We start from the raw sequence: 18,382 nt of genomic DNA on the forward strand, positions 1-18,382 counted from the left end.
CGAGGGACAGTTTTCGGATGAGCACAGTGGCCGACCGTTCGACCATCCCAGGACCCCGTGGCCTGGAGATGTGGCGACTCCTGCTGTCCCTCCGACGGGACCCGCTCACGACGTACCTGGGGAGTCACGCCAAGTACGGTGACATCATCCGGTTCCACGAACCGACCGGCGCGCCGTGGGTGTTCATCGCCCATCCCGACATGGTCGCGCACATCCATCAACGCAACCACCGCAACTACGGACGTGGCTCGCTGAGTCAGCCGTTCGCGTTGTTCCTCGGCGACGGCCTGCTGACCAGCGAGCGGGAGACCTGGTCGGTCCGGCGGAGGCTGATGGCGCCCCACTTCCGCGCGGACCATCAGGACGACAGCGTCAAGGCGACGAGGACGGAGACCAGCCGGCTGCTGGACCTGTGGGCGTCCCGGGCGGACACCGCGTTCGACGTCTGTCACGACCTTGAGCGACTGACGTTCCGCATCGTCCTCAGTGGACTATTCGGGATGGACCTCGGTGCCGGCGAAGATCCAGCGCTGCGACAGCTCACCAACGCGCTCACGTTCGTCAGCGCGGAAAGTTTCCGGATGTACCCGTTGCCCGCCGTGGTCACCGCAAGGCGGCGGGCGAGGTTCGCCGCCGACATTCGCGCACTGGACGCCGTCGTGACCACCGCGGTCGAGCGGCGCATCGCCGAGGGACACGATCGCGGTGACCTGCTGGACACTCTCATCGCAGCGGACCTCGGGCCGCGGGTCGTGCGCGACGAACTGCTCACCATGCTGCACGCGGGCCAGCACACCGTCGCCAGCAGCATCGCCTTCACCCTCTATCTGCTCTCCACCCACCAGGACATCCAAGACCAGGTCCACGCGGAACTGGCCAGGTTGGGCGGGCGGCCGCCCGGTCCGGACGACCTGAGCGCGCTGCCGTTCCTGCACCAAGTGTTCTACGAGGTCATGCGGCTCTACCCGCCCGCGTGGGGCGGGGTCCGCGAGGCCCTGGACGACGACGAACTCGGCGGCCACCCCATCCCCGCCGGCACTCCCCTCGTGTTCTCGCAGTACGTCACGCACCGGCATCCCGAATTCTGGCCCGAGGCGAACAAGTTCGAGCCGGGCCGGTTCACCGAAGACGCCAGCAAGGCCCGGCACCGGTACGCGTACTTCCCCTTCGGTGGCGGCCCGCATCTCTGTATCGGCCAGGACATGGCCTTGGTCGAACTGTCCACTGTGGTGGCGATGGTCGTGCAGCGATTTCGCCTCAGTCTCGCACCGGGCGCGACGGTCAAGCCGAAGGCCCTGCTCGACCTCGTCCCCGCCAACGGGGTCCCCCTGGTGCTCCGCCCCCGCCGGGAGAAGCCGTGACCGGCCAACCCGTCGAGAACGACGGCCGCGAACCACCGCGCCCCGACGAGCCGGAACAGGCCCGTCGCGACCAGCGATTTCGCCAGCAAGCCTTGGACAGCCACAGCATCAGCCGAGCGCTTGGGCCGGCGGTCGAGTCGCCTTCGACGATTCCGTTCGGACACGTACGCCTCCGTGGCCAGTTTGTCGCGAACCTCCGCCGCTCGCGCCTCCAACGGCGCCGAGTGCCGGTGCGCGTCCAGATGCAGGCCAGCGACTGCGGACCGACCTGCCTGGCGATGCTGCTGGCGTATCACGGAACCGACGTGGACCTTCCCACGCTGCGCAAGGAGACCAACGCCGGTCGCGACGGGGTGTCCGCGCGCGTACTGCTGGACACCGCTCGCCGCTACGGCTTGACCGGGCGAGGTGTGCGTACGACCGTCGGTGGGCTGCGTGGGTTGCCCGCCGGCAGCATCCTCTTCTGGAACTTCGGTCACTTCGTGGTCCTGGAACGTGCGACACGGGAGTTCGTGGATGTCGTGGACCCCGCTCACGGCCGGCGCCGGATCGCGATCAGCCAGGTAGCCGAGTCGTTCACCGGCGTGGCACTGGAGTTCCAGCCGCCGCTGCCTGGCGCGGGCCGTCCGGTCCGGCGGGAGAAGGCGGACAACCCGTGGCGTTTGCTCCGCCTGTTCTTCCCGACCACCCGCGCGTGGCTTCCGCTCACCGCCACCTCGTTGGTGTTGCTGGCGGCCAACCTGGTGGTTCCGCTCGCCACCGCGTATTTCGCGGACAGCGTACTGCAAGGTCGTTCCACCGTGTCGTCGTCCTTCTTCCTGCTTGCCATACTCGGGCTCCTCGCGGCGTTCTTCCTGCTGCAGACGACGCGGAGTCTGGCGATCCTCATGCTCCAGACAGTGACCGACAAGCGGGTCACGTTGGGTGTGCTCCATCATCTGCTTGCCCTGCCGTACGAGTTCTTTCTCGGCCACAGCCCGGGTGACCTCGCCATGCGGGTACGGACCAGTACCCAACTGAGGCAGGTGCTGACCAGCGCCACGATGTCCAGCATGTTCGACGGCATCCTCATCCTGGTGTACATGGCGCTGCTGCTGATCGCCGACACCGTGCTGGCGCTGGTGGTGATCTCGCTGGCCGTGCTCCAGGTCGCGGTCATGGTGCTGGCCTGGCGTCGGCAGGGCTCGCTCGCCGCCGACGCGTTGGAGGCCCAGTCCCGGGCGCAGAGCGAACTGGTCGAGCTTCTCGACGGCCTGGGCACCCTCAAGGCCACCGGTCTCGACGCCGCGGCGGCCGAGCGGTGGAGCCACAGCCTGGTCGAGGAGATCAACAGCCGGGTGCGGAGCAAGCGCAACCTGTCCCTGTGGACCGGCGGCAGCCTCAGTGTCCAGTTCGGAGCGCCACTCGTGGTGTTGCTTGTCGGTTGGCTACGGATCGCGAACGGAGCTCTTTCACTGGCCGAGGTTCTCGGCTTTTCCGCGCTGGCAATGGGGTTGTTCGTGCCGCTGGCCAACCTGGTCCAGTCTGGACTGCAGCTGTCCGAGCTCGGCGCGACGTTGTCGAGAATGGGTGACATCCTCAACACGCGGCCGGAGAACGATCGCGCGAACCTGGTCGAGGTGCGAGAAGTCCGCGGCGGAATGGACCTTCGCGACGTCGGGTTCAGCTATCCCGGTGGCTCCTCCCCCGTGCTCAGCGACGTCAACCTCAGGGTGCGGCCGGGAGAGTTCGTCGCCGTGCTCGGCCCGTCGGGGTGCGGCAAGTCGACCCTGGCGATGCTCGTCGCCGGGCTGTACCTGCCGAGCTCGGGTCAGGTGCTCGTGGACGGCGTGGCCACTGACGAGGTGGACCGGTCCAGCCTGCGTGCGTCCATCTCGTTCGTCAACCAGGACACCAGGCTGTTCGCCGGGTCGATCAGGGACAACATCGCCTGGGGCACCGATGGCCTGACCGACGAGGAGGTCAAGGTCGCGAGCAAACTCGCGGGCATTCACTACACGATCATCAACATGCCGATGGGCTACGACACCCTGCTCGGGCCTGGCGGGACCGGCCTGTCCGGCGGGCAACGCCAGCGCGTGGCGCTGACCAGGGCGCTGGTGCGCAAGCCGAAGCTGCTGGTGCTGGACGAAGCCACCAGCGCGCTCGATCCGCAGATGGAGGAGCGGATCTTCACGGGCCTGCTCGGCCTCGGCTGCACCCTGGTGGTGATCGCGCATCGGCTGACGAAGTTGGAGGCCGCCGACCAGATCCTCGTGTTGTCGAACGGCCGGATCGTCCAACAGGGCACGCACAGCGCCTTGCGGGACCAGCCGGGTCCCTACTCCTCGCTGGTCGGCCACCCACGCGACAAGACCGAGGATGCCAGGTGACGAGGCCGAGCCGGTATGTGCGAAGTGCCGGTCGCGAGCCAGACAACCCGATCTGGTGGCCGGTATCTCGCGTCGCGGCCGAGATCGCGGCAAAACGTCTGTCAGCCCGTGAGTTCCTTGCCCTGCTGCGCGATCGCGTCGAGCGGCACAACAGCGCGCTGGGCCTTGTGGTAACGCTCGATGAGCGTGCTGCTTCCGCCGCATGGGCGGCGGACGAAGCGGTCGCACGCGGCGAGCCTGTCGGACCGCTGCATGGCGTCGCGATGACCGTGAAGGACAGTTTGTCCACGGCCGGACTGCGCACTACGGGCGGTACTCCCGACCTCGCGACACATGTACCCGATGAGGACGCTCCAGTGGTGGCTGCCCTGCGCCACGCGGGCGCGATCATCTTCGGCAAGACCAACATGCCGGAATACGCCGCGGATGTCCAGACCGGCGGTGCCCTGTTCGGTCTCGCGCGCAACCCTTGGCATCCCGACTACACGACCGGCGGCTCCTCCGGCGGCTCGGCGGGCGCGGTGGCGGCCGGTTTCACGCCCGTGGAACTCGGCTCCGACGTCGCCGGGTCCATCCGCATCCCGGCCGCGAACTGCGGAGTGCTCGGGCACAAGCCCAGCTTCGGCATCGTGTCCATGCACGGGCACGTGCCGCCGTTCCCGCACAAGCACGCCACGCCCGACATGTCCGTGGTCGGACCTATCGCGCGGACCGCGCGGGACGTCGAGATCGTCCTGGACGTGGTCGCCGGGCCGCATCCGTTCGACCGTCCCGCATGGCATCTCACGCTGCCGAAATCACGTCCCTTACGCAGGGTCGCTGCCTGGTTCGACGCCCCGTACTGCCCAGTCGACGCCGAGGTGCGGAACGCACTCGCGACGGCGGCAGCGGCGCTGGTCGCCGACGGCATCAGCGTCGACGTCGGCAGTGCCGCGGAGCTCGGTCTGGACATTGACCTCGCCCGCAACGACGAGGTGTTCCGCCGGCTGCTGACCGCGGTGGCGTCCGGCGGCTACAGCGATGCCCTGATCGAGGACATCGCCGTGGGGCGACGCCCGGTGAGCGCGGAACTGGGAGCCGAATACGTAGCCCAGCGGCATCGACACTGGCTCGTCGCCAACGAACAACGCGCCCAGTTCCGGTTGCGCTGGCAGGAGTTCTTCGCCAAGTACGACGCGATCCTGCTGCCCGTCACACCCAACCCGGTCAGTGAGCACGACAGCAGGCCGTTCGAGGACCGGACGATCGTGGTGAACGGTGTCCCACGACCCTACTGGGACCAGATCGTGTGGTCTGGGCTAGCCAGCGTCAGCTACCTGCCGAGCACGGCGGTGCCAGTCGGCTTGGACACCCGTGGGCTTCCCTTGGGGATCGCCGTGGTTGGTCCCTATCTGGCGGACCGCACAACGCTGGCCCTGGCGGGGCGCCTCGCCGACCTGCTGCCACCCCTGACGGCGTGAGCGGCTACATGCCGCGCTTACTGAGCTTGCGTAGCGGGATGGTGGACATGATCTCCCGCTGCTTGCCGAGAGGATCGAGCTCCAACCGGCACTCGGCGTCCAGGATCATCGTCGGCCTGCTGTCGAGGTCGTACCGCGGCCAGTCCGGCAGCCCGTCGTGCCGCGGGTCACCGGTTCGCGCGAACGACACCAGTGCCGTGCTCATCTTCGCCGCGAGTTCGTACCGCTCAGGCCCGCCGTGGGTGATCGGCGCGGAGTCGACATTGTCGAACCAGAACGGCGCGTCGACGATGTGCGTCGACTTGTACTTCCCTCCTGCCGCAGGACTTTCCCAGCGGAAGAAGTAACAGAACACGGGTGTCGTCGAGTACCTGACCTTGTTCTCGGCGAGCCGCAGGACCGGGATCCTGGTCGTCTCCGCCCAGAGGGTCAGCAGCCGGTCGGCCGGGCTCACGTCGGGGTGTTCGGCCTGGTAGAGGCGAAGCACGTCCTCGGCGACGTCACCGAGCATCCCGAACAGGATGTCGTCGATGACGTCGTCGGACAGCCCGGCCACGATGTCCACGCCCAGCAATGTCATCTCGTCCTTGGTGCTGCCGACGACCATCGGCACGTCCGGGGTGTGCCCGCGTTCGATGGCCGAGAACACGTTCTCCGGCAACACCACGCCGTCGAGGACCGGCCCGAGTCGGAAGGTGCCGCCGAAGTGGAACTGGCCGCCCGTCTTCGCGCCCGCCTTGATGTGCGCCATGATCAGCCGTCCGGCACTCACCTCGTGCAAGCGGCTCAGGTCGGGGGGCGTGCAGCCGACCTCGTGCAGCACCGCCTCGGCTGTTCGCGTGGCGTCCTCCGGCAGGATCCCCAGCGAGCCACCGGCGCTCACCGAGAACGCCTTGTGGTACAGGCCCCGTGCGGCCGGCATGGCCAGCAGCGCGTTGACCGCGCCTCCCCCGGCCGACTCGCCCATCAGCGTGACATTGTCAGGATCGCCACCGAAGCCCGCGATGTTGTCCTTGACCCACCGCAGCGCGCCGACGACGTCCAGCAGGCCCACGTTTCCCGCGCTCGCGTACTGTTCACCGCCGAGTTCGGCCAGGTGCAGGAAGCCGAGCACACCCAGCCGGTACGTCGGCGACACCACCACGACATCGCCACGGCGAGCGAGGGCGGCTCCGTCGAAAATGGACCAGGCGGCCCAGCCGAACAGGAACGCACCCGGATGCAGGTTCACGATCACCGGACGCTTGCCGGCCGCGTCCAGGCCGGTGGTCCACACGTTCACCGTGAGCATGTCCTCGCTCTGCTTGTGCGAGGCCGGCGCGTCGAACAAGTCGACCAGCGTGTCGCCCTCCTGCGGCCGCAGCGCCCGTGGTGCCTGCGGACACGCGGGTCCGAACTCGATGGCTTCGCGGACACCGGTCCACGCGGCCGGTGCAGTGGGCGGCTGGAACCGGTTCGCACCCCCGGTGGGGCCGCCATACGGGATGCCCTTGAACATGTGGACGTCGTCCACAGTGACACCACGCACCTTGCCGGCGGCGGTGTCCACGACCGGGCCGCCCGTCATCTGGTGATCCACTACTTCCCCCTCGGCATGTCCTGGGTGGTCTTCGGCACGGGTGTGGGCTGGTGCGACCAGTTCGCCGCGAGTTCGGCGAGTGCCCGGCGATCCACCTTCCGGTTGGCGTTCAACGGGAACTCGGGCAGCGCCCAAGTCCATCGCGGCACCATCTCCCACGGAAGCACGTCGGCCAGCCGGTCGGTCACCGCCTGTGTCGGCAGCGGGTCGCCGACGTAGAACAGAGCCAGTTCGCCCCGGCCGTCATGGGCGAATTCCACCGCCACGGCGTCGTCGACGCCGAGTTCACCGCGCGCGACGACCTCGATCTCGGCCGGCTCGACCCGGTTGCCCCGGATCTTCACCTGGTGGTCCACCCGGCCGAGATAGGCGAGGCCGGCGCCGGCCATCCGGCGGACCAGGTCACCGGTCCGGTACCAGCGACGGCCGGCATGGTCGACGAACCGGCCAGTGTCGTCGGCCGGATCCAGGTAGCCAGCGAAAACCTGGTCCCCGGCAACGCAAAGCTCACCCTGCTCGGTGGTGACGGCGCCGTCCTCACCGAGCAGGATGCCCGCCAAGCCGGGGTACAGCTTCCCGATGGGGACGATGTCGTTCACGCACACCTCGCGGGAGTGGTCCGGCTGCCATCGGTACGCGCTGCACGCGATGGTGAGTTCCGTTGGTCCGTACAGGTTCTCCACAGTGGACTTGTCCGCGGCCAGCTGCCAGTCCGTCGCGGCACGCCCGGTCAAGGGTTCACCGCAGAACAGGCTCCAGCGCAGCGACGGCATGCTGCGTTCCGTCAGCCCACCTCGACGGCGCACGATGGGGATCGCGCTGGGCACCGAGAACCACACGGTAAGCCCTTGGTCCCGCACGAACCGCGGCAGGTCGGCGAGAACCTGTGGCGGAGTGCTCACGCTGGCAGCGCCGGCACCCCAGGCCATGAACAGGTCGAACATCGCCAGGTCGAACGTGGTGTCGAAGGTCTGCGACAGCACATCCTCCGTGGTCAGGGCATAGCGCTCGTGGTTGACGGCCAAGAAGTGATCGACGTTCGCGTGCGTCACCGGCACGCCCTTGGGGCGGCCCGTGGACCCGGAGGTGAAAAGCACGTAGGCGATGTCCTCGGCTCGGCACGGCACTGGCGAGGTCAACGCCTGAGCAGGGTCCGGACGTACCCCTCGGGCGGCGATCGCGGTCTCTGGATCGGGTACCAGTATCGGCATCCCAGCGAACAGAGCCGCCGACTCGGCCGCGATCTGAAGCCCCCACCGGTCGGCGATCACGGCGTCGAGCGCCGCCGCTTCGGCCATGGCCGCCGTCCGCCGGACCGGGAAGTCCGGGCTGAGCGGCACGACCGCCGCCCCGGCGTACAGGGCGGCGAGGATGCCGACCCGTGCCTCGAAAGTGCGCCCCGCCAGTACTCCAACGGCACCGGGGGACCCCTTGGCGGCGAGCAACGTCCCTGCCCAGATGAGGGCCGTCTGATGGATCTCCTGGTACGTCCAGGACTCACCGCCGATGCGCAGAGCTGGACGGTACGGCGCCGCCGCAAGACCCCTCAGGAACCAGTCGGGCAACGTCCGGGACGGCGATCCGGCCGGCGGCACGCTCACCAGTCGACAGACGCTGACTCGCAAAGACCGATCCGTTCCAGGAACTCCATCGTGTGCGCCATGAGTTCGCGATGGATCGCCTTGCGCGCCGGGTCAGCGGTGAGGCGTGAACGCAACCCGTGCGGATCCGGGAGCCCGGCATCCGCGTAGGCACGCGAGTTGTACAGGGCACGCAGGCACATGGTGATGTAGCGCCCGAGATAGTCACCGGCCTTGCGGACCTCGTCGCGGCCGACGGTGTCCGCCGCCTCTTCGCTCAGTGCGCGCATCATCTGCCTGCCGAACGCGATGTGCCGCGACTCGTCGCGATGATGCACGTCGTTGATCTGTTGAACCAGCGCCGGCAGCCGCTCGTCCTTGGCCATGCGGGCGTTGAACACGTCGCACAGCTCCTCGGCGATGAGGATGCGGCCGAACACGATGACATCCCGCAACACGTCCTGCTCCGGTCCGTCGCCGAAGATCAGCTTCTTCGGCTCGTAGATCTTGCCACCGTACCGCTGGCAGAAGGTGGCGAAGAACCACATGTGTTCGTTCTCTTCATGGATGAAGTCGTGGAAGAACTCCGAGAGCCCCGGGTAGCGGGTGGTGTAGATGCGGTTGGCCACTTCGCCGATGAGCTCACGGATCAGGTGCACGTTCATGCTGAAGAAGTTCACCGACTCCCAGTGCGCGAGCCGCAGCCGCTGGGGCTCGGACAGTTCGTCCCAGGCGTCGGTGCCGTAGCACGTCATCAGTTCGGGCGCGATCCAGTACCGGTCTTCCGCCAACGACTCCGGCCACTCGAACAGCTGGTAGACGTTGTAGTGCTGCTCCCTGGACAGCTGGCTCAACCGGCTCGCGATCTCGTTGAGGCGGCTCCGTGCGGTCAATCTTGGCTCCTATTCCCGGACCTTGACGTCCACGAGCGTGGGATCCACGGTACACAGCAGCTCCCAGATCGCCCCTGGCGTGGCGAACGCGGCCGGGCTGAGCAGTTCCTGGGGGATGTCCAACCGGAACTCGTCCTCAAGGGCCACGATCAACTCGACGATCTGGATGGAGTCGATGCCCAGCTTGAACAGGCGAGTGTCCGGGTCGAGCGGCACATCCTCGCCAAGCATCTTGCTGCTCGACCGCAACACGTTCTCGAACCTAGGTGACCACGATGCCATTCACATCTCCCGACTTGCCCGCGTGACCGAGACTCGCCGCCGTGCGCTCGGGGGCATCGGATGATGTTCGGACCAGCTCAACCCCCATGACGTTCCGGCAGCCGCCCCCTCTCTCCTGACCGCAGTGTTCACCAAGCTACCACCGACACCCTGAGGTAATCGAGATCCTGCTTGGCGGATCACGGCTGTCGCGATCGTGATCCGCGGGACCCGCCCTGGTCCACCATCGCGTAGACCCGAACGGGAAAAGTGCCCATACCGGCGATCGCGACCGGCGCGGCGTGCAGCCGGAACCCGTCCGGCGGCAGGTGCTCAAGGCCGCACATGTGTTCCACGATCGGAATGCCCGCGGCCAGCAACCCGGTGTGCGCGGGGCGACTGTGGTCCGACATGTCGTCGATGTTGACCGAGTCGATGCCCACCACGGCTGGTCGTCGCTGAACCAGCCAGGTCACCGCGTCCCGGGTGAGGAACGGATGGTCGCCGTCGGTGTAACGGGTCGTGCCCCAGAACCGTGACCAGCCGGTGCGGATCAGCACCGCCCGCCCCGCGACGTCCGTACCGCCAAAGGTGCTCTCGTCGATCGCGACCCGGTCCACATCCGACGCGTCGACCACCACGCCGTCGACGTCGACCACCTGGGACAACGGGAAAGTGGCGAGGTCGTGGCCGTCGGCGTACCGGTGGAACGGGGTGTCAAGGTACGTACCCGTGTTGGCGACCATCGTGATCCGGCCGATCTGGAACTCGGTTCCTGGCCCGTAGCGCGCTCGCGAGTCCGCGCGGGACAGATGGTCGACGATCTCCGGTCCGGGCAGCCCGGGATAGGTGATCATGCCCGACCGGACAACATGACTCAGGTCGACCACTCGCCGCCCGTGCTCTCGTGTCTCTGCGGCCGCCATTCGCGCCTCCTCCCTCCCCGGGCATGGCTACCCGGTGGTCGCCGGCCAGTCCAACCGTGGGTCGAAGATGTCGCGAAGCTCGTCCCAAGACGGCTCCGACGACGGGTCCGGCGGCAGGGGCACGTCCCGCAGCCGCCGGTACACCTCCTCGGGCGGACGCCAACTGTCGCCGGTCGCGGCCCGCCAGTCGCGGAACGCGTAGTACCGGCTCTCCACGAACTTGGTCGCCAGCTCGCGCACGCTCAGCCCGTCAACCACCTTCTTCTGTTGCCGCACGATGGAGACGATCGCGTCGCTCATCGCCCTGGCCGCCGAAACGTCGGCCACGGTAGCTCCGTCGACGTCAAGGCTCGTCGCCGTTGTGGACGCGAGCAAGGCATTGCGGTGCAACAGATGGTTGAAAATGTCGATGCTGAACTCGTCAGTGTCGTCGTGCAGTGTGCTGAGCCGGATGGTCCGGCAGGGCGGCACGGGCAGTTGCGGCCACAGCACGCCCGGCGAGATGTCGAAGAAGTCACGCACCACCAGCACTCGCGACCAGCCGTCGGGTCCTGTCACCTGATAGGGCCCGTGGATGACGAATGAGATGTCCGTCCACCCGTAGAAGTGGAGGGACCAGACCAACGACTGCGCCGCGCCGGACAGGGCGAACGCCGCCTGGGCCAGTTCGCGACCGTCGACCGTGGTCGCGTCCCACCACCGGGCCGTTCGAGCGAATTCTGACGCTTCGCCATCGGTGAGGAGGCGGTGGGTGCCGTCGCGGCAGAACACGTCGCCGCTTTCCCGTTCGGCGAGGCCAGCGAACACGGTGTCGACGAAGTCGAGTCTCTCGGCCACTGGCAGACCGGCGTCCTTCATACCGGGCACCAGGTCGAGCATAAGCGATTTCGCCGAACTGGCACTGGGGTACAACGCGACGATCTCGGCCGGCCCCAAGCCCTTGGCCCGCAGCGTGTGCAGCCTGCGCACGAGATCGACAGCCTCGACATCGGAGTAGTACGGGGCGATCCGCGCGACATGCAGAGGCCACGGGACGATCTGCCCCGCGTTGTCGAACGCCGTGCGAACGGACTCCAAGAAAGCGTCGACCGACAGGCCGATCGTCGGCTCAGTCAACCGCGAACACCTCGCCCGTGTCGCCATCGACCATGATGAGCGCCCCGTCCTGGATCGTGCTGGTGCCATCCCGAGTGCTGACCACAGCCGGGATACCGAGTTCCCGGGCCAGGATCGCGGGATGGGACGTGAGTCCACCGAGATCGGTCACCAGCGCCACCGCGTGCTCCACGAGATCCGCGAACGACACCGGGTCGGTCAGCACCGTCACAAGCACCTCACCGGGCTCGACTGGACGGAGCTTGTCCCGCATCACGCACGCCCGGCCACGCGCCTGGCCCCCGCTGGCGGCGATCCCCTTGGCCACCGGCCTCATGATGTCCCACCTCGTTTCGATACCCGCGTCCTCGATGACTTCCCCACCGTCGTCACGGGTCGTGCCTGCACCACCCACAGGCCGCGGTCGTCGACCGCCCATTCCACGTCCTGCGGACCGCCCAACTGGGTCTCGACGCTCATCGCCAGACGCGCCGCCGCTCGTAGCCACGCTCCCGTCCGCTCGTCCACATCGGTGAGGCGCTCGTCGTCGAACCCGTCCGGCCGTCGAGGCAGAACGTACGAACCAGCTGGCATGCCACCGGACACCAGCGTGTCGCCGGTGCCGTGGGTGTACTCCAGCACCAGCTCGGACGCGCCGGTGACCGGGTGACAGGTGAAGCAAACCCCGGACAGGAACGGCTCAAGCTGCTCCTGCACCAGCACTGCCATCGCGCGGGGTATCGGGACGCCTAGACGACGGGCGTAGGCGTGCGCGGAAGAACGGTCCGCGGACGCGGCCACGCGCCACACCGCGGCCGGAACTTCGTCGTAGGGCACGTTCAGGTCCGTGCCGAACTGGCCCGCGAAGCTGGCCAGTGCCGAGTCCTCGGCGACCGCCGAACTGCGTACCGCGAAGGTCCGGCAGTTGGTCCGCATCCCTTCACGGACAAGTGCTTCAACGGCCTTCTCGGACAGTTCACCGGACCGGCGCAGCTGGTCCGCTCGGAGCGTCACAACCCAGCCTGGCGGCACCGGGAAGCCCAGCCGCAACAGCCTGGCCAGGTTCGCGGCCTTACCGCCGACGTCGCGGGAGTCGGCGGTCGCCAAGGGCACAAGAAGGCCGTCCTTCGACGCGGCCGAACCTGACAAGAGCCCCCCAAGGACGCACGGCATCACGATCTGGCGGTGTGACTCATCGGCATCGTAACCCACCTCCGCCGCCGCGGCCGAGAATGATCCTCAGCGGGCCGATATCTCCCACAACGCGTTCGCGACCTATAGACTCGCGGCCATGAGCCATGGGGGGCGGGGGCTTCGGCACTATGCACGCGAGGGCGAGCCGTACGACGACGTCCAGTCCACTTCCCTCGTCGCCATGCTCCGGAAGCACGCGATGTCCCGAGGGGACGAGCCGGCGTTCCGGGTGTATGACGGCTCGACATGGGAGCAGGCGACCTGGCGGGAATTCGGTGACCTGGCCGCGGCGAGCGCAATCAGAGCCGCGAACGAGTTCCCGGCCGGTCGGCCGGCTCTGGTCCAGCTCGACAACAGCATCGTGTCGCTGGCCGCCCTGGTCGGACTTGCGGCGGCCGGCGTCGACCTCGCGGTGTTCGAGGCGGAGAGTTCCCTGTTACGGGACGACAGGTCCGCGTTACACGAACTCGGGGCTGACACGGTCGTCGGAACTGCCGATGTGCCAAGCCGTTACCGCGTCCTGCCGGCCGGCGAACTGACCCGGCCCAGCACCGAACGGGACACGCTCGCCGCCATCGCGCGGCTGGAAAACCGGAACGCCGCCGTCTGGCAGTCCACGTCAGGCTCGACCGGCGAACCCCGACTGGCCCGGCAAACGATCGCGAACCTGCTGCGTGGCGGCGAAATCTACACTGGGCGCTACCACGTGACCGAACAGGACACGGTGGTGGCCGCCGTACCCATGGCGCACTCGTTCGGGCTCGTAGGCGGTCTGATGTGCGCGTTGGTCTCCGGTGCCGCGTTGACCACCTTCACCCGGTTCAGCCCGCATGGACTACGGGCGGCTGTCGAGTCCGGCGCCACCATCGTCCTCGGTACTCCCCTGGTGTACGAACTCACGACCAGGTTGGCCCGACCGGCCACCAGCGACCTGAGGATGGCGTTGTCCTCAGGGGGACCCCTTGACCCCGCAGTGGCCGAGTCCGCGCGGCAACGGCTCGGCTGCCCTGTGTACCCCCTGTACGGCAGCACGGAGATGGGCATCATCGCCAGCCAGTTCCCCAGAACGAAACCTTGGCCGGCAGGGCATGTCGGCGTCGCCGCACCCGGCGTCGAGTTGCGACTGGCCGACCACGACGACGCCGCCTCCGAACTCCTTGTCCGCACAAGCACCATGTTCACCGGCTATTGGGGCGGCGACACCGACGCGTTGGACGACCAAGGCTGGTATCGAACCGGTGATCTGGCAACCATAGCCGCCGATGGCACCGTGACGCTGGTCAGTCGCAAGGACACGTTCATCAACGTCGGCGGCCGCAAGGTCAACCCGGCGCGGGTGGAGCGGCTGATCGGGGGGCACACCGCCGTGGCCGAGGTCGCGGTCTACGGCGTGGACGCGGTCGGCGGCCAGGAAGTATGGGCGGCGGTAGTGCTGTCCAAGCCTTGCTCGGTCGAGGAACTGTCGGCGTACTGCGGCTGCCAGTTGATGGCCTACGAGGTGCCTCATCGAGTTCACGTCATGGACTGGCTGCCGCGCAACGGGATGGGCAAGATCGATCGCGGCCGGCTGCCCAGGCTGGCTTGATCCGTGGAGTCGCTGACGCCGAGCGAAGAAGTGGGGGAGTCATGAAGGTGCTGATCACTTTCGGCGGCTACGCACCGCCCGTGGTCGGCCCGCCGGCCGCCACCCCGACACGCGCTGGGGCGGAACTCATGGCGTTGTGCACCGGTGGCGCCTTGGCGGAGCGCGGGCACCAGGTCGCGGTGCTGACCGACAGTCAGTCACATCTGATCCCACCACTGGTGCCGTGGCCGGTCGACGGCGGCGATCCGCCATGGACGCCGGACGTGGTGCACGCCTTCGACCTGGCGAAGCCGTCGACCGTCCAATCTGGACTTGACGTGGCGCGGCAGTTCGGGACGCCCTTCGTGTTGACACCGTCGAGCGCCCGCAAGGTCTGGCCCGACCCGTCCTTCGGGGACGCCGCGTGTGTCTCGGCCGATCTGGTCCTGGGTCTGACCCCGTCCGAGGTGGACGCGCTCGCGCTGCCGGATCGTTCGTCCGCGCGGCTGGTCGGGATCGGCCCGAGCCTGGCCGCCACGGCCGATCCTGAGACGTTCCGGCGAAAGCTCCCCAGCGATGGCCCGGTTGTCCTGTTCCTGGGCCGGCGAAGCCCGCTCAAGGGCCTGGATGTCCTGCGACTCGCCGCGCCACTGGTCTGGCGCGCGATCCCTGAGGCGATCTTCGCGGTCGCCGGACCGTCGTGGGAGGGAGACGACGGCGGTACCGCACCGGACGACCCGCGGTTCGTAGACCTCGGCGAAGTGGACGTAGGGGCCAAGACCGACGCCATAGCGGGCAGCACCGTGCTGTGCCTGCCCACGCGAGCCGATGTCTTCCCATTGGTGTTCGTCGAGGCGTGGACGCTTGGCCGTCCGGTGATCAGCGGGGACTATCCGGGTGTCGCGGACGTGGTGCGGGCCGGCGTGGATGGACTGATCTGCGACGTGCGACCGGAAGCGGTGGCCGAGGCGATCATCGAACTGCTTTCCGATCCAGCCCGATGTAGACGGTTCGGCGCGGCCGGACGAGCGCGGGCCGAGCGGGAACTCACGTGGGCGGTCGTCGCCGAAGCGGTCGAGTCCTGCTATCGCGAAGTTGTCGGAGTGGGGATCCTATGACGACCGTGCGGCAGGTGCAGTTCAGCGACAACACGATCGGCGAGGAGGAGGTCGCGGCGGTCACGGACGTTCTCACCAGCCGCTGGTTGTCGGCCGGCAAGGTGACGCGCAGGTTCGAGCGGGCGTTCGCCGACGCCTTGGGCGTCCCCGACGCGGTCGCGGTCTCCAACGGCACGGCCGCGTTGCACGTCGCGCTCGCCACACTCGGCGTCGGGCCGGGCGACGAGGTCGTCATGCCTTCCCTGACGTTCGTCGCCGGCGCAGCCATGACCACCCTGCTGGGAGCCAGGCCCGTGTTCGCGGACGTGCGGTCGGAGCACGATCTCACCGTCGATCCGGACGCGGTCGAGGCGTTGCTGACCGATCGCACCAAGGCTGTGATCGCCATGCACTACAGCGGCTTCTCGGCCGACATGCCCAAGCTTCGCGCCATGACGGCGGACCGGGGCGTCGCACTGGTGGAGGACGCCGCGCACGCCCCGCTCGTGCTGACCGACTCCGGGATGTTGGGCACCATCGGTGACGTTGGCTGCTTCAGCTTCTACGCCACAAAGAACATCACCACGGGTGAGGGTGGTCTGGTGGTCGGGAACAACGAGGCACGGCTGGCCGCGTCCCGACGGATGCGCTCGCACCACATGACCTCCGCCACCTGGGACCGGCACCAGGGCGGGGCGCTCAGCTACGACGTCACGGCGCTGGGCATGAACTACCGGCCAACCGAGATCGCCTCGGCGATCGGGACCGTGCAGTTGAGTCGCCTGGACGCGGACCGCAAGCGGCGCCTGGCGATCACTACCCGATACCGCGAACTGCTGGCCGGCCGGCCCGGCCTGGTCATCCCGTTCGGCGACCGAGACCTGGTCACCGAAGACTCCGCTCTGCACCTCTTCGTTGTCCTGCTCCCCGAAGGTGTCGACCGAACCGACGTACGCGAGGCGTTGCGGCAGCGGGGAGTGCCGACGTCCGTCCACTATCCGCCGACGCACCAGTTGTCCTTCTATCGCGGCACGACGGTCACTGATCTACCGGTCACCGACCGTGTCGCCGGCCGACTGCTCACCCTGCCGCTGCACGCGCGAATGTCCGATGAGGATGTCGACTACGTGGCGAACGAGCTGCGCTCGGTACTGGCCACACGATGACCTTCACGCTGCGAGATGGACAGCTGCTGAAAGACGGCATGCCTTGGCGTGCCGTGGGTGTGAACTACCATCCATCGGCTGCGGGTTGCCGGATCTGGCTGGACTGGAACGTCGTCGCGATCGAGCACGACTTTCGCACCATCGCCGGTCATGGGCTCAACACCGTGCGGGTGTTCGTGTTCTGGCGGGATGTCGAGCCCGAGGAAGGCTGTCACGACACCGAGGTGCTCGGCCACGTCCGTACTCTCGTCGAACTGGCTGAGCGGTACGGTCTGGCTTGTGTGGTGTCGGTGTTCACGATCTGGATGAACGGCGAGCGACTCGACCTGTCGTGGCGGCGGGGGCGGAACCTGTGGCGCGATCCCGTGTTGCTCGACCGCGGCGAAGCGTACTTGCGGGCCTTGGCCCATGTCCTGCGAGGGCTGGACAACGTGCTCGCCCTCGATCTCGGTGACGAGATCGGCAACATCGACCCGGGCGCCTCGGCCGCGCCGGATCGTACCGAGGTGGCCGACTGGCAGACAAGAATGTCCACCGCGGCTCGCGAGATCCTGCCTGGAGTGCTGGTTTGCCAGGCCAATGACGTGTCCGGGGTGTTGCGTTCCGCGTCGTTCGGCCCCGACAACGGAGTCGGACTCGATGTGCACGCCGTGCATGGCTGGCCGCTGTGGACACCGGGTGCGGTGGAGTCGACGGCGTCGCTGAAGGCCAGCCAGTTGCCATCCTTCCTCGTTGGCTACGCCTCGGCGTACGGTCCGGCGCTGGTCGACGAACTCGGTTCCTACGGCGTGAGCGACACGATCGCGGCGGGCTACCAACGTGCGGGTGGTGCCGCTGCGCTCGCGTCAGGCGCGGTTGGCGTCCTGGCGTGGTGCTGGCAGGACATCACTTCCACCGCGCCGCCTTATGACACCCGACCGGCTGAACGGGTCGCGGGCCTGCTCAGGGCGGACGGCACCGAGCGGCCGGCGCTCACCGCACTCGTCGACACCGCGCGACTCGCCGCACTGCTCAACGACTTTCGGCCCGATCGCCCCAGGGTCGCCCTGTATCTGCCGGAGTCGGCCCGCACCGCCAACTCGTCCTATTTGGACGCACCCGTGGGCACCGTGGCCACGTTCTTCGCGAGCCTCCTGCTGCGTCGCGCGGGCTTGCCACACCGAGTGGTCGCCGGCGACGTCGGCGACGCTGACCTGCTCGTGGTGCCGTCGGTGGCCCGGTTGACGCTGAGAGACCAAGACCGGCTACGTGACCACCTGGAGCGCGGCGGCACAGTGTACCTCTCGGTGGCCGACCATGTCGGCGGCCTGCCAGGCGCCGACCTGACCGGGGTCGAGCCGGTCGATTTCACCCTCGTCGACGACGACGACCACCACCAGCGGCTGCGATGGGTTGCCCAGGAAGGCGGACCAGGCGGCGAATGGCCGTTGGCACCGACGCCCGTCCGGCAGGTGGTGGTCCGGCCGACCACGGCCCGAGTGCTGGCGGTCCTCGCCGACGACATACCCGCGTGCACGGTCAACAACGTCGGTCCCGGCCGGTTCATCGTCGCCACCGTCCCGGTGGAACTACAGCTCGACCGCCCTGGGGCGCTGGAAGACACGGACCTGCACACTCTCTACGCGACGATCGCCGGCCTTGCCGGCATCACGCCACCGATGGCGACACCACCCGAGGTGGAGGTCGTCACCGGAACGATCGACGGGCAGCCGGCGACCGTCCTGGTCAACCACGGGATCACAGCTTCCCCGTTGCCCGGCCGCCGACTCGCGGTGCCCGCGAAGGGATGGCTCGTGTTACGCTCCGGACAACTACTCGCTCAGGCCGGTTAGCG

Annotated in this window: 15 protein-coding genes; 7 read left to right on the top strand and 8 right to left on the bottom strand. The window is 68.0% G+C overall.

Annotated features, from left to right (window positions below):
* The first annotated feature begins 17 nt into the window (after positions 1-17).
* From EV192_RS08840 to EV192_RS08850, 3 genes are all read left to right on the top strand, one after another.
* Positions 18-1,361 carry a cytochrome P450 gene (locus EV192_RS08840; protein ID WP_165960292.1) on the top strand — a complete coding sequence of 448 codons (1,344 nt, stop codon included), beginning with the start codon at positions 18-20 and terminating at the stop codon, positions 1,359-1,361.
* A complete protein-coding gene (locus EV192_RS08845) occupies positions 1,358-3,733 on the top strand; it encodes a peptidase domain-containing ABC transporter (protein WP_132113295.1) in 2,376 nt (791 codons plus the stop codon). The genes EV192_RS08840 and EV192_RS08845 overlap by 4 nt, the downstream gene beginning before the upstream one ends.
* Before the next feature lie 167 nt (positions 3,734-3,900).
* Entirely contained in the window at positions 3,901-5,193 is a 1,293-nt protein-coding gene (locus EV192_RS08850; protein WP_243726819.1) for an amidase family protein, read from the top strand.
* 4 nt (positions 5,194-5,197) lie between these two features.
* Here EV192_RS08850 and EV192_RS08855 read toward each other — a convergent pair whose 3' ends face one another.
* The 8 genes from EV192_RS08855 to EV192_RS08890 form a co-directional block, all read right to left on the bottom strand.
* A complete protein-coding gene (locus EV192_RS08855; protein ID WP_165960294.1) occupies positions 5,198-6,760 on the bottom strand; it encodes a carboxylesterase/lipase family protein in 1,563 nt (520 codons plus the stop codon).
* An 11-nt stretch (positions 6,761-6,771) separates the two neighbouring features.
* Positions 6,772-8,373 (bottom strand): AMP-binding protein, encoded by a 1,602-nt coding sequence (locus tag EV192_RS08860; RefSeq protein WP_243726733.1) that lies wholly within the window; start codon positions 8,371-8,373, stop codon positions 6,772-6,774.
* On the bottom strand, positions 8,370-9,245 hold the full coding sequence (locus tag EV192_RS08865) for a diiron oxygenase (protein WP_132113301.1): 876 nt from the start codon (positions 9,243-9,245) through the stop codon (positions 8,370-8,372). The genes EV192_RS08860 and EV192_RS08865 overlap by 4 nt, the downstream gene beginning before the upstream one ends.
* 9 nt (positions 9,246-9,254) lie before the next feature.
* Positions 9,255-9,527, bottom strand: a complete 273-nt coding sequence (locus EV192_RS08870) for an acyl carrier protein (protein WP_132113303.1) — start codon at positions 9,525-9,527, stop codon at positions 9,255-9,257.
* 179 nt (positions 9,528-9,706) lie between these two features.
* A complete protein-coding gene (locus EV192_RS08875; protein WP_132113305.1) occupies positions 9,707-10,432 on the bottom strand; it encodes a cyclase family protein in 726 nt (241 codons plus the stop codon).
* 27 nt (positions 10,433-10,459) lie between these two features.
* Positions 10,460-11,548: a hypothetical protein gene (locus tag EV192_RS08880; protein WP_132113307.1), complete on the bottom strand. Its 1,089-nt coding sequence runs from the start codon at positions 11,546-11,548 to the stop codon at positions 10,460-10,462.
* A complete protein-coding gene (locus EV192_RS08885; RefSeq protein WP_243726734.1) occupies positions 11,541-11,864 on the bottom strand; it encodes a PEP-utilizing enzyme in 324 nt (107 codons plus the stop codon). The genes EV192_RS08880 and EV192_RS08885 overlap by 8 nt, the downstream gene beginning before the upstream one ends.
* Positions 11,861-12,640, bottom strand: a complete 780-nt coding sequence (locus tag EV192_RS08890; protein ID WP_165960295.1) for a PEP/pyruvate-binding domain-containing protein — start codon at positions 12,638-12,640, stop codon at positions 11,861-11,863. Before EV192_RS08890 ends, EV192_RS08885 begins: the two co-directional genes overlap by 4 nt.
* 178 nt (positions 12,641-12,818) lie before the next feature.
* On the opposite strand from EV192_RS08890, the gene EV192_RS08895 reads away from it, so the two are divergent.
* The 4 genes from EV192_RS08895 to EV192_RS08910 are packed head-to-tail and all read left to right on the top strand — an operon-like array spanning position 12,819 to position 18,380.
* A complete protein-coding gene (locus EV192_RS08895) occupies positions 12,819-14,306 on the top strand; it encodes a class I adenylate-forming enzyme family protein (protein WP_132113313.1) in 1,488 nt (495 codons plus the stop codon).
* Positions 14,307-14,347: 41 nt separating this feature from the next.
* The gene (locus EV192_RS08900) at positions 14,348-15,403 is read left to right on the top strand and encodes a glycosyltransferase family 4 protein (RefSeq protein ID WP_132113315.1); all 1,056 of its coding nucleotides are present in this window, start codon (positions 14,348-14,350) and stop codon (positions 15,401-15,403) included.
* A complete protein-coding gene (locus EV192_RS08905; RefSeq protein ID WP_132113316.1) occupies positions 15,400-16,548 on the top strand; it encodes a DegT/DnrJ/EryC1/StrS family aminotransferase in 1,149 nt (382 codons plus the stop codon). Before EV192_RS08900 ends, EV192_RS08905 begins: the two co-directional genes overlap by 4 nt.
* Positions 16,545-18,380, top strand: coding sequence for a glycoside hydrolase 5 family protein (locus tag EV192_RS08910; protein ID WP_132113318.1), 1,836 nt, complete (start codon positions 16,545-16,547; stop codon positions 18,378-18,380). The genes EV192_RS08905 and EV192_RS08910 overlap by 4 nt, the downstream gene beginning before the upstream one ends.
* Positions 18,381-18,382: the final 2 nt, after the last annotated feature.

It is taken from the genome of Actinocrispum wychmicini, assembly GCF_004345645.1.
GTDB classification, from domain to species: Bacteria; Actinomycetota; Actinomycetes; order Mycobacteriales; family Pseudonocardiaceae; genus Kibdelosporangium; species Kibdelosporangium wychmicini.

What these genes read in the sequence shown, in the direction of transcription:
- EV192_RS08840 (WP_165960292.1), top strand. Translation starts at nt 18, where the DNA reads ATGAGCACAGTGGCCGACCGTTCGACCATCCCAGGACCCCGTGGCCTG.
- EV192_RS08855 (WP_165960294.1), bottom strand. Translation starts at nt 6,760, where the DNA reads ATGACGGGCGGCCCGGTCGTGGACACCGCCGCCGGCAAGGTGCGTGGT.
- EV192_RS08870 (WP_132113303.1), bottom strand. Translation starts at nt 9,527, where the DNA reads ATGGCATCGTGGTCACCTAGGTTCGAGAACGTGTTGCGGTCGAGCAGC.
- EV192_RS08875 (WP_132113305.1), bottom strand. Translation starts at nt 10,432, where the DNA reads ATGGCGGCCGCAGAGACACGAGAGCACGGGCGGCGAGTGGTCGACCTG.
- EV192_RS08885 (WP_243726734.1), bottom strand. Translation starts at nt 11,864, where the DNA reads ATGAGGCCGGTGGCCAAGGGGATCGCCGCCAGCGGGGGCCAGGCGCGT.
- EV192_RS08895 (WP_132113313.1), top strand. Translation starts at nt 12,819, where the DNA reads ATGAGCCATGGGGGGCGGGGGCTTCGGCACTATGCACGCGAGGGCGAG.
- EV192_RS08900 (WP_132113315.1), top strand. Translation starts at nt 14,348, where the DNA reads ATGAAGGTGCTGATCACTTTCGGCGGCTACGCACCGCCCGTGGTCGGC.
- EV192_RS08905 (WP_132113316.1), top strand. Translation starts at nt 15,400, where the DNA reads ATGACGACCGTGCGGCAGGTGCAGTTCAGCGACAACACGATCGGCGAG.
- EV192_RS08910 (WP_132113318.1), top strand. Translation starts at nt 16,545, where the DNA reads ATGACCTTCACGCTGCGAGATGGACAGCTGCTGAAAGACGGCATGCCT.